12 protein-coding genes are annotated in these 14,375 nt (G+C 63.5%); 10 read left to right on the top strand and 2 right to left on the bottom strand.

Annotation, left to right across the window (positions count from 1 at the left end; all coding sequences use genetic code 11):
- Positions 1-12: 12 nt before the first annotated feature.
- Positions 13-1,848, bottom strand: a complete 1,836-nt coding sequence (locus VK792_RS12430; protein ID WP_326297829.1) for a BCCT family transporter — start codon at positions 1,846-1,848, stop codon at positions 13-15.
- 96 nt (positions 1,849-1,944) lie between these two features.
- The gene (locus VK792_RS12435) at positions 1,945-2,889 is read right to left on the bottom strand and encodes a PDR/VanB family oxidoreductase (RefSeq protein WP_326297830.1); all 945 of its coding nucleotides are present in this window, start codon (positions 2,887-2,889) and stop codon (positions 1,945-1,947) included.
- A gap of 282 nt (positions 2,890-3,171) precedes the next feature.
- Here VK792_RS12435 and VK792_RS12440 point away from each other — a divergent pair, with 282 nt between their 5' ends.
- The 10 genes from VK792_RS12440 to VK792_RS12485 all read left to right on the top strand — a co-directional run bounded on the left by VK792_RS12440 (position 3,172) and on the right by VK792_RS12485 (position 14,363).
- Positions 3,172-4,071, top strand: a complete 900-nt coding sequence (locus tag VK792_RS12440) for a LysR substrate-binding domain-containing protein (RefSeq protein WP_326297831.1) — start codon at positions 3,172-3,174, stop codon at positions 4,069-4,071.
- 96 nt (positions 4,072-4,167) lie between these two features.
- The gene (locus VK792_RS12445; RefSeq protein WP_326297832.1) at positions 4,168-5,322 is read left to right on the top strand and encodes an aromatic ring-hydroxylating oxygenase subunit alpha; all 1,155 of its coding nucleotides are present in this window, start codon (positions 4,168-4,170) and stop codon (positions 5,320-5,322) included.
- Positions 5,319-6,770 carry an aldehyde dehydrogenase family protein gene (locus VK792_RS12450; protein WP_326297833.1) on the top strand — a complete coding sequence of 484 codons (1,452 nt, stop codon included), beginning with the start codon at positions 5,319-5,321 and terminating at the stop codon, positions 6,768-6,770. Before VK792_RS12445 ends, VK792_RS12450 begins: the two co-directional genes overlap by 4 nt.
- 2 nt (positions 6,771-6,772) lie before the next feature.
- Positions 6,773-7,012 carry a hypothetical protein gene (locus VK792_RS12455; protein WP_326297834.1) on the top strand — a complete coding sequence of 80 codons (240 nt, stop codon included), beginning with the start codon at positions 6,773-6,775 and terminating at the stop codon, positions 7,010-7,012.
- Between the two features lies 1 nt (position 7,013).
- Positions 7,014-7,367, top strand: a complete 354-nt coding sequence (locus VK792_RS12460) for a hypothetical protein (RefSeq protein ID WP_326297835.1) — start codon at positions 7,014-7,016, stop codon at positions 7,365-7,367.
- A gap of 80 nt (positions 7,368-7,447) precedes the next feature.
- Positions 7,448-8,596 (top strand): NAD(P)/FAD-dependent oxidoreductase, encoded by a 1,149-nt coding sequence (locus VK792_RS12465; protein ID WP_326297836.1) that lies wholly within the window; start codon positions 7,448-7,450, stop codon positions 8,594-8,596.
- A complete protein-coding gene (locus VK792_RS12470) occupies positions 8,517-9,869 on the top strand; it encodes a glycine cleavage T C-terminal barrel domain-containing protein (protein WP_326297837.1) in 1,353 nt (450 codons plus the stop codon). The genes VK792_RS12465 and VK792_RS12470 overlap by 80 nt, the downstream gene beginning before the upstream one ends.
- A gap of 17 nt (positions 9,870-9,886) precedes the next feature.
- On the top strand, positions 9,887-11,137 hold the full coding sequence (locus VK792_RS12475; RefSeq protein WP_326297838.1) for a sarcosine oxidase subunit beta family protein: 1,251 nt from the start codon (positions 9,887-9,889) through the stop codon (positions 11,135-11,137).
- Positions 11,137-11,421, top strand: a complete 285-nt coding sequence (locus VK792_RS12480) for a sarcosine oxidase subunit delta (protein WP_326297839.1) — start codon at positions 11,137-11,139, stop codon at positions 11,419-11,421. Before VK792_RS12475 ends, VK792_RS12480 begins: the two co-directional genes overlap by 1 nt.
- Positions 11,418-14,363 carry a sarcosine oxidase subunit alpha family protein gene (locus tag VK792_RS12485; RefSeq protein WP_326297840.1) on the top strand — a complete coding sequence of 982 codons (2,946 nt, stop codon included), beginning with the start codon at positions 11,418-11,420 and terminating at the stop codon, positions 14,361-14,363. The genes VK792_RS12480 and VK792_RS12485 overlap by 4 nt, the downstream gene beginning before the upstream one ends.
- Positions 14,364-14,375: the final 12 nt, after the last annotated feature.

Raw genomic sequence — 14,375 nt, forward strand, 5'->3', positions numbered from 1 at the left:
CGGTGGGCCGGGCTATTCCGCCGGTTCGGCGGCCCCAGTGCCTGTACCGCCCAGCTTATCGCGCAACCCGTCGCGGTAGAGCGCCTTGGCCAGCGCGACCACCATAAGCCCCATCACCATCGTGAAGGGCAGCGCGCCGATGATCATGGCGTTGCGCAAGGCGTCCATCGGGTTGTTGTCGCCCGCCGCCAATAGAAGCGTGCCGATCACCGCCGTCAGGATGACGCCCCAGATGATGCGGTGCTTGATCCCGGTTTCTTGGCTTCCGCCCGACATGATGGTGTTCATTACCAGGATGCCACTGTCGGCCGAGGTGACCAAGAAGGTCATGATCAGCACCACGCACATGATGTTCAAAGCGGTCAACAAACCGCCATCGAGCATCTGCGCCAGGGTCACGAACAGCTTGTTGGTGTTCGACGCCGCGATGATGGCGCCGTCCGCGACGCCGGACATCTCCAGGTCGATGGCCGTGGCGCCCAGAATGGTCATCCAGGCAAAGCACACCAGCGCCGGTGCGAAAACGCAGCCCAGAATGAACTCCCGCACGCTGCGGCCCTTGGAGATGCGCGCCAGGAACAGCCCCACAAAGGGCGAGAACGCGATCCACCAGGCCCAGTAGAACGTGGTCCAGCCCGATTGCCAGCCGAATTGGCGCCCCTGTTCGCCGGCTGCGTAGGCGGCGGCCAGTGTCGCTTCGTCCAACTCGGCGGCCGCGCCGCTCAGGCCCGCGACAAAGCCGTCATAGCTGCCCCAGGCATTGGTGGCCCCGGCCATCAGATCGGCGGCCAATGGTGCGGCAGCCTCAGGCAACGCGGCGGCGAACTCCTCCATCGGGAGGGGGGTGTAGGCGCCAAAGCTCAACCCAATGAAGGTCAGGATATAGTCGACGAGCGCCGTGCCATAGGTGGTCATTGCGAATAGGAACGAGCCGAAGACAACGAAGGTGCCCAGCAGGATCACCGACAAGACCAGGTTGAGGTTGGAGAGGTATTTCACCCCGCGCCCCACACCTGATACGGCCGAGATGATCGACAGCAGCATGATAACCATAAGCCCCGCGATCAGGCCCACCTTGCTGGGCGTCGGCGTTTCCGCACCGAGGTTCATGATCCATTCCATCCCGCTGATGGCGTAGATGCCATCGATGAACTGGCTGACGCCGTAGCCGATGGTCACGGAGACACCGAGGATGGTCGCCACAACACCCAGGATGTCGACGAAATGGCCCACGGGGCCGTTCACGTACCGCCCCAACAGCGGCGTCAGTGCAGACCGGATCGTCAGCGGCATGTCGCGCGTGTAGGCGTAATAGGCCAGCGCCAAACCAGTCACGACATAAATCGCCCAGGCATGAAAGCCGTAATGCAGGAAGGTGTAGCGATAGGCACTATCCAGCGCCTCGGGCGTGTTGGGCGCAACATCGCCCGCCACCGTCACCGGGTTCGATCCCCACAGGCTGAGCGGTTCTGCGGTGGCAAACACCATCAGACCCACACCCAGACCGGCGCCGAACATCATCGAGAACCATGAGAAATTAGAAAACTCGGGCTTCTCGCCCGGTGTCCCCATCACCCGCTTGCCTGTAGCCGGAATGATCGCGACTGCCGCCAAAAAGACAAAGAAAAGGCCTACGATAACGATGTAGAAAGCGTTGAAACTCGCGAGGATCTGGCTGTTCCAGCTACCCAGAGTGCTGTTGGCGTTGCCCGGAAATACCAGCGCCCACAGGACCAGCGCCACCATGATCCCCTTGGAGATCAGGGCGATGGGAACGCTGTAGTCTTCATAAAACCCGTGTGGGGCCTTCTTGATGCTCACATCTGTGAACGGCTTTGGAATTGACACGTCGGTCCCTCCTTGTTGTCGCTGCAGTTTGTTGTGTCGACGCCTTCGCGGCGCTCTCTTTTTTCGGGGCGCCTGGGCAGCGCCTTAGGCTCAGAATCAAAGGTTGAGGACCAGGCGCGCGCTTTTGGCGCGTGACACGCAGGTGCACATGAACCTGTTTGAGGCCTGTTCCTCGGGTGTCAGAATGCCGTCGCGGTGATCGACCTCACCTTCAAACACGTCGACCATGCACGACCCGCACAGCCCCTCCGAACAACCGAAATCCACATGCACGGCGTTGGCTTGCAGCACCTCCAGGATGGATTGCTCGGCGCCGATCTCGAACACGGCGCCGGTTGACTTCAGCTCGACCTCGAAACTGCCGTTCTGGTCGTGAACTTCATCGCTGGAGGCCGTGAAGCGCTCGAAATGGATCGTTCCGCCGCGCATGACCTTGCCCGCATCCAGCACCGCATTCAGCATCGGTTCCGGCCCGCAGACATAGACGTCGCTGCCCGCCGGCATGGATTGCAACGAGGTGGCGAGGTCGAGCCGCCCATGCGTGTCGCTGCAATGGAGGTGATACCATTCGTTCAGGCCCAGTTCGCGAAACTTGGCATCCATCGCGGCATAAGCCTTGGACCGTACCAGGTAGTAGACCTGAAAGTCGCGCCCGTTATTGAGCAATTCGCGTGCCATCGCCACCAGGGGCGTGGCGCCGATCCCGCCTGCGATCAGCGTGACGTAGTTGTCCCCGTCGCGCAGCGGAAAGTTGTTGCGCGGCCCGCCCAGGGCCACGCGATCCCCCTCGACCAGCGCGTGCATCGCCGCCGAGCCACCGCGCCCGTCTTCCTCGTGCTTGACCGCGACGTTGAGCTGCTTGCCGTTCTGGCTCCAGGACCACAGCGAATACTGGCGGATCAGGCCATCGCCCAGATGCACATCGACATGGGCGCCGGGCTCCAACCCGGCCACGCGACCGTCCTCGACCTCGAACAGAAAATCGCTCGTGTCCGGACCTAACGGTGTTTTGCGGACGAGTTTCGCGGTTTTGGTATCCATCCGACCTCTTTTCTCCTGCGGGACCGGTCAAGCTCGGTCTTTGCTTCCGCATATCCGCGATGGAGGCACTTGCGCGCCCGCTGTCCAATCGCTTGGCCCCACCTTGTGCAGCGCCCATGGGAGGCCGGGCGGCATGTTGGAGGGCAAGGTCAGATGCGGCGCGAAAGGCTCCTTCGCGAACGAGGACAGGAGGAGACAACTTGCAATAGCATTCAATCGGAAAAAAACTCATACTCACGTGAACTGTTGTAATCTCAAGCCACCTTTGTCACGAGCCGCCCCATGTCCCGACGCCATTACGATCTGCCGCCCCTCACGACCCTTTCGGCGTTCGAGGCGGCCGCCCGGCACCTCAGTTTCAAGAACGCGGCGCAGGAATTTTCGGTCACGCCCGGCGCAGTCAGCCACCAGGTCAAGGCGTTGGAGGGAGAGTTGGGCACGGTGCTGTTTCTACGCCAACATCGCGGTGTTGCGCTCACGCCGGCGGGGCAGGACCTGTATGAAACGCTGTCCACCGCGTTCGGCCAGATCTCGCGCCAACTGGTGCGGCTGCGCCAGAATGAGACGGACCGTGCGGTTGCGGTCGGCTCGACCACCGCCGTGGCTGCGCTTTGGCTGTCGCCCGCGCTGATCGAGTTCTGGCGCGAATTCCCCGAGATCACCATCCATCAGAAGACCCAGGATCGGCCGTTCGAGCATCTGCGGGACCTGGATTTCTTTATACTTTACGGGCCGGAACCCGCCTCTGACCTCGATCAGGTTGCACTTTACCGGGATGAGCTTGTGCCCGTCGCCGCGCCCGCACTGGCGCAAAGTCTGGCCGGAGTGTCGCTGCCAGAACTGGCGCAAAACCGGCTGATCCATTTGCAGGCGCCCACGAAATCCTGGACCACCTGGACCGAGTGGTTTCGGAAACTTGGCCATAACGGGGATGTGGCCAGCGCAGCTCAAGTCACCAGTTACTCGGTGGCGTTGCAGATGGCGCGCAAGGGTGTCGGCATCGCGCTGGGGTGGCGGCGCCTGGTGACGCCGATGCTGCAAACCGGCAAGCTCAGCACCATCGAGATCGCCACCGTTCCCGCCCCGGAGGAGTTCTTTCTTGTCAGTCAGCCAGAGGCAGACCTGTCGCCCAACGCGCGCAAACTGAAACGTTGGATCGTGGAGGCGTCGCACCAGGGTTGAGGTGAACTCATCTTTGAATGAGCTTTTCCGGTATTGAAGCGGCTCGCAACTGGCTCTCAAGTCTCGCCTTGAAAACGTTGCCTGCAGGAGAGTCGCATGAACAAGCACAGCCCGCTGTCCTCCGTTCTGGCCGAGGTGAACACCGCCAATGGCCTTCCCAACGAACACTACATCGACGCACAGGTGTTTGAGGAAGAAAAACGCTCGGTCCTCTTTGCCAATTGGTCCGGCATCGGCTTTGGCAAGGACATCCCGGAGCCGGGCGACGCGAAGCGTGTGGATTTTCTGGGTATGCCCATTCTTCTCGTGCGCGACCGCACAGGCGAGATCGGCGTGTTTCAGAACACCTGCCGGCATCGCGGCATGATCCTGGTCGACAAGCCTCAGAAAATCCGTGGCGCGATCCGTTGCCCCTATCACAGCTGGTGCTACGGCCTGAACGGAGAGTTGCGCACAACGCCCCATGTGGGCGGACCCGGCCAGAACACCCACGAAGACGTGGACATGAGCCAACTTGGCCTGATCCGCATCCGCTCCCACGTGTGGCGCGACGTGGTTTTCGTCAACATCAGCGGCAGCGCGCCCGACTTCGACGTCGTACATGCCGATCTGTTGGACCGGTGGGCCGAGTTCGATCAGCCGATCCACCATGGCGGCGAAGGCTCGTCCCTGACGTTGGAAGTGGCGTCGAATTGGAAGCTGGCGGTCGAAAATTACTGCGAAAGCTACCACTTGCCGTGGGTGCATCCGGGGCTCAACAGCTATTCCCGGCTGGAAGACCATTACAACATCGAGGCGCGCGGCAAGTATTCGGGGCAGGGCACGCTCGTGTACCGGCAACTGACCGATGAAGACGGCGCGAAGCTGCCCGATTTCGATGGGTTGAGCGACACTTGGGACGAGGGGGCGGAGTATGTCGCGCTTTATCCCAATGTCCTGTTTGGCGTGCAGCGCGACCACAGCTTCGCCATCGTGCTGGAACCCAAGGCATGTGACCAGACGGTCGAACACATCGAATTGTATTACGCCAAGAGCGAAAAGGACACGCCAGAGCTGGACGGTTTGCGCGCGTCGAACGCGCAGCTTTGGAAGACCGTGTTCGAAGAAGACGTGTTCGTCGTCGAAGGCATGCAAAAGGGTCGGCATGGCGAGCTGTTCGATGGCGGCCGCTTTTCCCCCGCGATGGATGGCCCGACGCACAACTTCCACCATTGGGTCGCTTCCCAGATCGAGGCCGGTCGCGCGTCATGACACAGCACATGCGGGACGGTCTGGCCCGGAACTATCTGGCGGGCGACTGGGTCGAAGGAGACGGGGGCGCTGCGATCGCGGTCGAGGATCCCGGCCTGGCCGAGCCGGTGGGCGACTGCGCACAGGCGGGCGAAGCCACGCTGGCCCGCGCGCTGGAGACCGCCCGCGCCTCGGTCGAGCGGGGGGATCTGGCCGATATGCAGCCCTCGGCCCGGGGACGGCTGATGCTACGCGTCGCGCAGGAAATCCGCGCGATTGCGGATGAGGGCGCGGTCATGCTCTGCCGCGAAAGCGGCAAGACGCTGGAGGCCGCCCAGGACGAGTTTGAGGAAGCCGCGCAATACTTTGAGTATTACGGCGGCGTTGCCGACAAGATCGAGGGCAAGTCGATCCCGCTCGGCCCCGACTACGCCGACTACACGGTTTACGAGCCTTTCGGCGTCTCCGCGCAGATCGTGCCGTGGAATTTCCCAGTGTCCATCGCGGCACGCTCGCTGGCGCCATCGATGGCTGCGGGCAACGCCACCATCATCAAATCGCCCGAGCTGGACCCGATTGGCCTTGCCATGCTGGGCACCGCGCTGGAACGGGCGGAGGTGCCTGGCGGCGCGGTGTCTATCCTGAACGGGATCGGCCCGGATCTAGGGGCGCGTCTGGTCGCCAGTTCGGAGATCGACCAGATCGTTTTCACAGGCTCGGTCACTACGGGCCAGGCCATCCTGCGCGCCGCCGCCGATCCTGTAACCCCCTCGCTGATGGAGCTTGGCGGCAAATCTGCCGCTGTGGTGTTCGAGGATGCCAACCTCGACACACTCATGGGCAGCCTGAAAACCGGGATCTTCTATAACGCGGGCCAGGTTTGTTCGGCCATGGCGCGGGTGCTTGTGCACCGGTCCCTCTATGACGCGGCGGTGGAGCGCGCGGCAGCGCTCGCCAATGGGTTGAGCGTGGGGCATGGGCTGGAAAACCCGGATCACACGCCCGTCGCGTCGGCCCAACAGTTGACGCGCGTGGAGGAGCTGACGTCCACGGCCCGCCAAAGCGGCGCGCGGATCGCCGCCGGGGGCGCGCGTCTGGACCGGCCCGGCTATTTCATGGCGCCCACAATTCTGGCCGATGTCGACCCCGCAAGCCGCGTCGCTCAGGAAGAGATCTTCGGCCCCGTCACTTGCATGACGCCGTTTGACACGGAGGCCGAGGCCATTGCCATGGCCAACGGCACGGAGTTCGGCCTGGTCGCGGGCGTGTTCACCCGCGATCTGGCGCGCGCGCACCGTGTCGCGGCCAAGTTGCGGGCGGGGCAGGTCTTTGTGAACGAATGGTTCGCGGGCGGTATCGCCACGCCGTTTGGCGGCGTCGGCAAATCGGGCTTTGGGCGCGAGAAGGGATTGGAGGCGCTCTATAACTACGTGCGCACCAAGAACATCGCGATCTCGCTGAAGGGCTGAATATGGACCGGGAGGGGTTGGATCGCGCGCTGCTCAAGGCCCATGCGGACCAAGACATGCCCGCGCTTGTGCAGCTTTACACGCGCGCCGCCGACGACGCGGAGGCCCATCAGGATATCGACGCCGCGTGTTTTTACCTCACCCATGCCTTCGTCTTTGCGCTGGAAGCGGGGGACCCTGCGGCCCCCGGCCTAAACCGCCGCCTGGCCGAGCGTGGCCGCGCACATCTGATCGAGTTCTGACATGATCTTCCCCGAAATCCGCACCGAGGCCGCCGCTGCCATCTGCCCGCTGGATGTGGCTGCCGTCCATGTCTTGAACGCGGCCTGCGCGCCTGATGGCAAGCGGCCCGCGACCACGGGGATCGTCACCCTCAACCAGCCAGCGCTGCGCTGGTCGCTGCGTGTGGGCGTCGTGGTCCATGTGTTGCAAGGGACGTTTCGCACGCAGCTTGGCCCGGCCATCCGCGAGGTGTCTGCGGGCGCGACCGTCTGGCTGCCCCCGGGCACCCAAGTCTCGCATCTGGGCCAAAGCGCGCGCGCCTTCTTCGCCGCCTATCCCCAACACTGGCGGGAGGCTCTGGCGCCCTATGAATAGACCCATCCCGCTCGGGGCCGACACGGTGCTTGCACCGTCCGCGACCCTGCACGCCCCTATGCCCATTGAACGGAGTTCCCATGCGTAACCAAGCCCAAGCCGTCGTGATCGGAGGCGGTGTGATCGGTTGCTCGATCCTGTATCACCTGACCAAACTTGGCTGGTCGGATGTGGTGTTGCTGGAACGGGACGAATTGACCTCCGGCTCCACCTGGCACGCGGCGGCGAACATTCACGGGCTGCATGACAGCACCAACATTAGCCGCATCCAGCATTACACCATGAACCTCTACAAAGAACTGGAGGCCGAAACCGGCCAAAGCTGCGGCGTGTTCCAGCCCGGCTCTCTGTATCTGGCGCAAACCGAAGAGCGCGAACACCAATTGAAGTTACAGGCGGCAAAGGCCAAGCTCTACGGCATGAACTTCTACGAGGTCAGCATTGAGGAGGCCAAAAGGCTCAACCCGCTGGTCAATTTCAACGGTATTCGCTGCGTGATGTACGAACCCGATGGCGGCAATGTCGACCCGTCGGGCGTGACCAATGCCTACGCTGTGGGCGCGCGGCAACGCGGGGCGGAAATCCACCGCTTCACCCCCGTCACCGGGACCGAGCAGCAGGCCGACGGCACCTGGATCGTGAAAACGCCCAAGGGCGACATTGCCACGCCCTGGGTCGTGAACGCCGCGGGCCTTTGGGGGCGGGAGATCGCGAAGCTGGCGGGAATCGAGCTGCCGCTGCAACCGACCGAGCACCAGTATTTCGTCACCGAAACCATGACGGATGTGGACAGCCACGGCACGCGCCTACCATCGGTGTCGGATCGTGACGGCGAATACTACCTGCGGCAGGAAGGGCAGGGCCTTCTGGTTGGCGCCTACGAGAAAGACGTTGTGTTCTGGGCCGAGGAGGGCACGCCGCTCGACTTCGCGCATGATCTTTTTCCTGACGATCTGGACCGCATCGAAGACAACATGATGAACGCCATCGACCGGGTGCCGGCGGTGGGCGAGGCGGGGATCAAGCGGGTGATCAACGGCCCGATGGATCTGGTCGCCCGATTCCAACGTGCTGATGGGCCCGGTGCCGGAGGTGCAGGGATATTTCTGCTGCAACGGCATCATCCCCGGTTTTTCGCAGTCTGGCGGTATGGGCCTGATGGCGGCGCAATGGATTATCGAGGGCGAGACGGAATACGATATGTTCGCCTGGGACATGGCGCGCTTTGACACCTGGGTGACCAAGGATTTTACCAAGGCGCGTGTGGCCGACCAGTATCGCCACCGCTTTGCCATCCACTTCCCCCACGAGGAACGTAGCGCCGGGCGGCCGGCGCGCACGCGACCGATTTACGAACGGCAAAAAGAGATGGGCGCGATCTTTGGCCTCAACGCCGGGTGGGAGCATCCGCTATGGTTCGCTGACAGCCCCGGCGCCGCCGACACCAACGGCTTTGCCCGCCAGAACTGGTGGGGGCCGGTGGGTGCCGAATGCCGGATGCTGCGGGAGCATGCAGGCATCATCGACATCTCCAACTTCGCCAAATACCGCTGCAAGGGGCCGGGTGCGTCCGACTGGTTGAACGCTGTATTTGCCAACAACATGCCAAAGGCTGTGGGCCGGTCCTGCCTTACGCCGTTGATCTCCAAGCGCGGCGGGATTGCGGGGGATTTCACCGTGACTCGCGTGGCCGAGGATGAGTTTCGGATAATTGGCTCCGGCATGGCGGAGCGGTATCACAAACGCTTCTTCAACGAAGTGCCGCTGCCCGAGGGCACCATTTTTGAAAGCCAGACCGAGGCGATGTGCGGCTTCAACGTGGCTGGCCCCAAATCGCGCGAATTGCTGCAACGACTGACGAATACCTCGCTCGCGACCGAGGATTTTCCGTTCATGCGCTCCCAGATGATCCAGATCGCGGGCACCGATGTGCTGGCGCTTCGGGTCTCGTTCACTGGTGATCTGGGCTGGGAACTGCACTGCGCGACCGAAGATCAGCCGCGGCTTTACGAGGCGCTTCTGGAGGCTGGGCGCGACCTGGGCGCGGGGCCGGTGGGCAGCCGGGCGCTGATGTCGCTGCGGGTGGAGAAGGGCTATGGCTCCTGGTCGCGCGAATACAGCCCGGAATACTGGCCCCATGAGGTCGGACTGGAACGTCTGTGTAAAATGGACAAGGAGTTTCTGAACAAGCAGGCAGCTCTCGATGTGATGGCAAAGACCCCGCGCGAGACGCTGGTGATCCTGCACCTCGACGAGGCGGACGTAACGGCCTCCCACGCCGACGCGACGGGTGGCGAGCCGATCTTCAGGGATGGCGAGGGCATTGGGCGCGTTACCTCGGGCGCTTATGGCTATAGCGTTGGCAAATCTCTGGCACTGGGCTTCGTCAAGGATGCCGCCCCCGGTGACGCGGTGGATGTGATGGTACTCGGCCGTCCGCACAAGGCCACGATCCTGCACGAACCGCCATTTGACGCCAGTGGCGCAATCCTGCGCGCCTGAGACCGGAGCAACCTGTAATGCGGTATTCCGGCTTCCGGGTGATCAAGGAGGCGCTGACCGGCCACAAGGGTTGGCTGCCCGCGTGGCGCGATCCCGATCCACAACCCGATTATGACATCGTGATCATCGGGGGCGGTGGCCATGGCCTGGCGACGGCGCATTATCTGGCCAAGGTCTATGGCCAGGCCAGGGTCGCGGTGCTGGAGAAGGGCTGGATCGGCGGCGGCAATGTGGGGCGAAACACGACGATCATCCGGTCGAACTACATGCTCGACGGGAATGAGCCGTTCTATGAGTTCTCGCTCAAGCTGTGGGAAGGGTTGGAGCAAGACCTCAACTACAACGCCATGGTCAGCCAGCGCGGGATCATCAATCTGATCCATTCCGACGCGCAGCGCGATGCCTTTATCCGGCGCGGCAATGCGATGATGCTGAACGGCGCGGACGCCGAATATCTGGATGAAGCTGCCGTGCGGCGCGAATACCCGTTTCTGGATTTCGACAATGCCCGCTTTCCGATCAAGGGCGGTCTGGCGCAGCGGCGCGGCGGCACCGTGCGCCATGATGCGGTGGCCTGGGGTTATGCGCGCGCGGCAGACAGCCGGGGTGTCGACATCATCCAGAATTGCGAGGTCACGGGGTTCCGCATCGAGGATGGTCGCTGCACCGGCGTCGAGACCTCGCGCGGGTGTATCGGTGCGGGCAAGGTGGGCTGCGCCGTTGCGGGCAATTCCAGCCGCCTGATGGCGATGGCCGGGATGCGCCTGCCCATCGAAAGCCACGTCTTGCAAGCCTTTGTGTCCGAGGGGCTGAAGCCCGTGCTGCCGGGTGTGATCACTTTCGGGGCGGGTCATTTCTATGTTAGCCAGTCCGACAAGGGCGGGCTGGTCTTTGGCGGCGACATCGACGGCTATAACTCCTACGCGCAACGCGGCAACCTGCCGGTGGTCGAGGACGTGTGCGAGGGCGGCATGGCGCTGATGCCGATGATCGGGCGCGCGCGGCTTTTGCGGATGTGGGGCGGGATCATGGATATGTCGATGGATGGCTCGCCCATCATCGACCGCACCCATATCGACGGGCTCTATTTCAACGGCGGCTGGTGCTACGGCGGGTTCAAGGCCACGCCCGCCTCCGGCTATGCCTTCGCCCATCTGCTGGCGACCGACACCCCGCACGAGATCGCCACCGCCTACCGCTTGGACCGGTTCCGAACCGGGCACATGATCGACGAAAAAGGGATGGGCAATCAGCCCAATTTGCACTGATGATCATTCCGCACCCTCTGCTTGGCCCCCGCGACGCCGCCGAGTTCGTGTATCTCGGCGACGCGGCCTTGATCGACCGGCCCGATCCCGACACCGCCAGCGATGAGGATTGGTACGCCTACGCCTATCTGCGCGACAACCCCGCAGGCGCCCATCGGGAGTTGTGGTTTCACGAAGGAGGCGATCGGTCCTGGCTGGTCGTTACGCGCAACACACTTACGCATGAGATCACCGATGTGCAGTTGGCGCGCGATGTGGCGCGCGCCAGGGGACGGTCGAAATGAGACAGGTCAACCGGCTGCCCGGCGGTCTGATCGACCGCTCCAAGACCCTGCGCTTCCGTTTTGATGGCAAGGACTATGCGGGTCATCCCGGCGATACGCTCGCCTCGGCGCTGTTGGCCAATGGCGTGCGGTTGATGGGCCGGTCGTTCAAGTACCACCGCCCGCGCGGCCCGCTCACCGCCGGGTCGGAAGAGCCGAACGCCCTGGTCGAATTGCGCAGCGGGGCGCGGCAGGAGCCCAACACGCGCGCCACGACCGCCGAGTTGTTCGAGGGGCTCGAGGCACGCTCGCAGAACCGCTGGCCCAGCCTCGCCTTCGACGCCATGGCGATCAATGACCGCCTGTCGCCGTCTTTGACGGCGGGGTTCTACTACAAGACCTTCATGTGGCCAGCGGCGTTCTGGGAAAGGCTTTACGAGCCGATCATTCGGCGCGCGGCGGGCCTTGGGTCGCTGTCGATGAAAGCAGACCCGGACAGCTACGACAAAGGCTATCGCCATTGCGACGTGCTGGTCATCGGCGCAGGCCCCGCCGGATTGAGCGCGGCCTTGACCGCAGGGCGCGCCGGCAAGCACGTAATCCTTGCCGATGAGGATTTCGTCCTCGGCGGGCGGCTCAACAGCGAACGTCAAAGCATCGCCGAGCAGTCCATGCAGGACTGGGCCGCCGCCGCGGTGGCCGAACTCAGCAGCCTGCCCAACGTGACTGTTATGGCGCGCACCACCGTGATCGGCGCGTTCGATCACGGCATCTACGGCGCGGTGGAGCGTGTGGCCGATCACTTGCCCGTGCCGCCCGAGGGTCTGCCGCGCCAGATCCTGTGGCGCATCACCGCCGACCGCACGATCCTGTGTGCGGGTGCCACCGAACGCCCCATCGCGTTCGAGAACAACGACCGCCCCGGCATCATGCTTGCCTCTGCGCTGCGTAGCTACGCCAACCGATGGGCCGCGACCCCCGCACGCAAGATCGCGGTGTTCACCAGCAATGATGACGGCCACCGCACTGCGCGCGATCTTCACGCGTTGGGCGTGCGGATCGCCGCTGTCATCGACACCCGGGCCGAGGCGCCCGGATCGACCGATTTCAAGGTCATCGCGGGCGCGCAGGTCACGGACACGCGCGGGCGGCTTGGCCTGTCGTCGATCACCGTGCGGCACGGGGACGGGCGCGAATATGCGGTATTCTGCGACGCGCTTGGGGTTGCGGGCGGCTGGAACCCGAATGTGCATCTCACCTGCCACCAACGCAGCCGACCTGTATGGAACGCCGACCTCGCGGCTTTTGTGCCGGGCGCGGCGCTGCCACCGGGCATGGCGGTCGCTGGGGCGGCGGCGGGACTTTTCTCCACCCATCAGGCGCTGCAGTCTGGCGCCAGGACGGCGGCGGAGGCGCTGGACCTGTCTTTCAACCCCTCAGAGGTGCCGCAGGCAGACGATACGCCGGTGGTGCAGACCCCGTTCTGGTTCGTGGAGGGCTGCAAACGTGCCTGGCTCGATCAGCAGAACGACGTGACGGTCAAGGATGTGGCGCTGAGCCATCAGGAAGGCTTTCGCTCGGTCGAGCACCTCAAGCGCTACACCACGCTGGGCATGGCGACGGATCAGGGCAAGACGTCGAACATGGGCGGCCTTGCCATCATGGCCGAGCTTGCGGGCAAATCCATCCCCGAGGTCGGCACCACGATGTTCCGCCCGCCCTATACGCCCGTGGCCATCGGTGCGTTTGCAGGGCGCGAACGCGGCAAGGATTTCCGACCCACGCGGCTTACCCCCTCCCACCGCTGGGCGGAGGAGCGGGGCGCGGTCTTTGTCGAGGTCGGCAACTGGCTGCGTGCGCAGTACTTCCCCATCGCTGGCGAGACTCATTGGCGCCAAAGCGTCGATCGAGAGGTGACGCAAACCCGCAATGCCGTTGGTGTCTGCGATTGCACAACCTTGGGCAAGATAGATGTGCAGGGCAGCGATGCGGCGGCATTTCTGAACAAAGTCTACTGCAACGGTTTTGCCAAGCTTGCGGTGGGCAAGACGCGCTATGGCCTGATGCTGCGTGAAGACGGTATCGCTTTGGATGATGGAACCGCAGCGCGCTTGGCCGAGGATCATTTCGTCGTGACGACGACGACGGCGAATGCAGGCAAAGTCTTTCAGCACATGGAATTCGTGCGCCAATGCCTGTGCCCGGACTTGGATGTGCACCTTATCTCAACCACGGAGGGCTGGGCGCAATACGCCGTGGCGGGGCCAAAGTCGCGCGCGCTCTTGCGGAAGATTGTTGATCCCGGTTTTGACATATCCAACGACGCCTTCCCGTTCATGGCCTGCGCCAACATCACCATTTGCGGAGGTCTGCGCGCGCGGCTTTTCCGCATCTCTTTTTCCGGTGAGTTGGCCTATGAAATCGCCGTCCCCACGCCCTTTGGCGATGCTCTCATGCGGCGGCTGATGGAGGAGGGTGCGGAGTTTGGTGTCGTCCCCTACGGCACTGAAGCGCTTGGCGTGATGCGGATCGAAAAGGGGCACGCGGCAGGCAACGAGTTGAACGGCACAACCACCGCGCTGAACCTGGGGTTGGGGCGCATGGTCAGCAAGGCAAAGGACAGCATCGGATCGAAGCTGTCGCAGCGCCCTGGCCTGGCGGCTGAAGACGGGCTGCGCGCAGTGGGGGTCAAGCCCGTCGATGCCGCGGCCAAGATCACCGCAGGAGGCCACTTGATGGCCGCGACCGGCCCCGTCGATGCCGCCCACGATCAGGGCTATGTGACATCGGCGGCCTACTCCCCGACGCTCGGCTCTATGATCGGGCTTGCATTCTTGAAAAACGGCGCGGCGCGGCAAGGGGAGGTCATGCGCCTCGTGTCCCCGGTGACAGATCTGAGTGTGGAGGTGGAAATCTGCTCCCCGCACTTCATCGACCCAGAGGGGGAGCGTCTGCGTGCCTGACCTCACACCAAT

This window comes from Mesobacterium hydrothermale (assembly GCF_035818635.1).
Classification (GTDB): Bacteria; Pseudomonadota; Alphaproteobacteria; order Rhodobacterales; family Rhodobacteraceae; genus Mesobacterium_A; species Mesobacterium_A hydrothermale.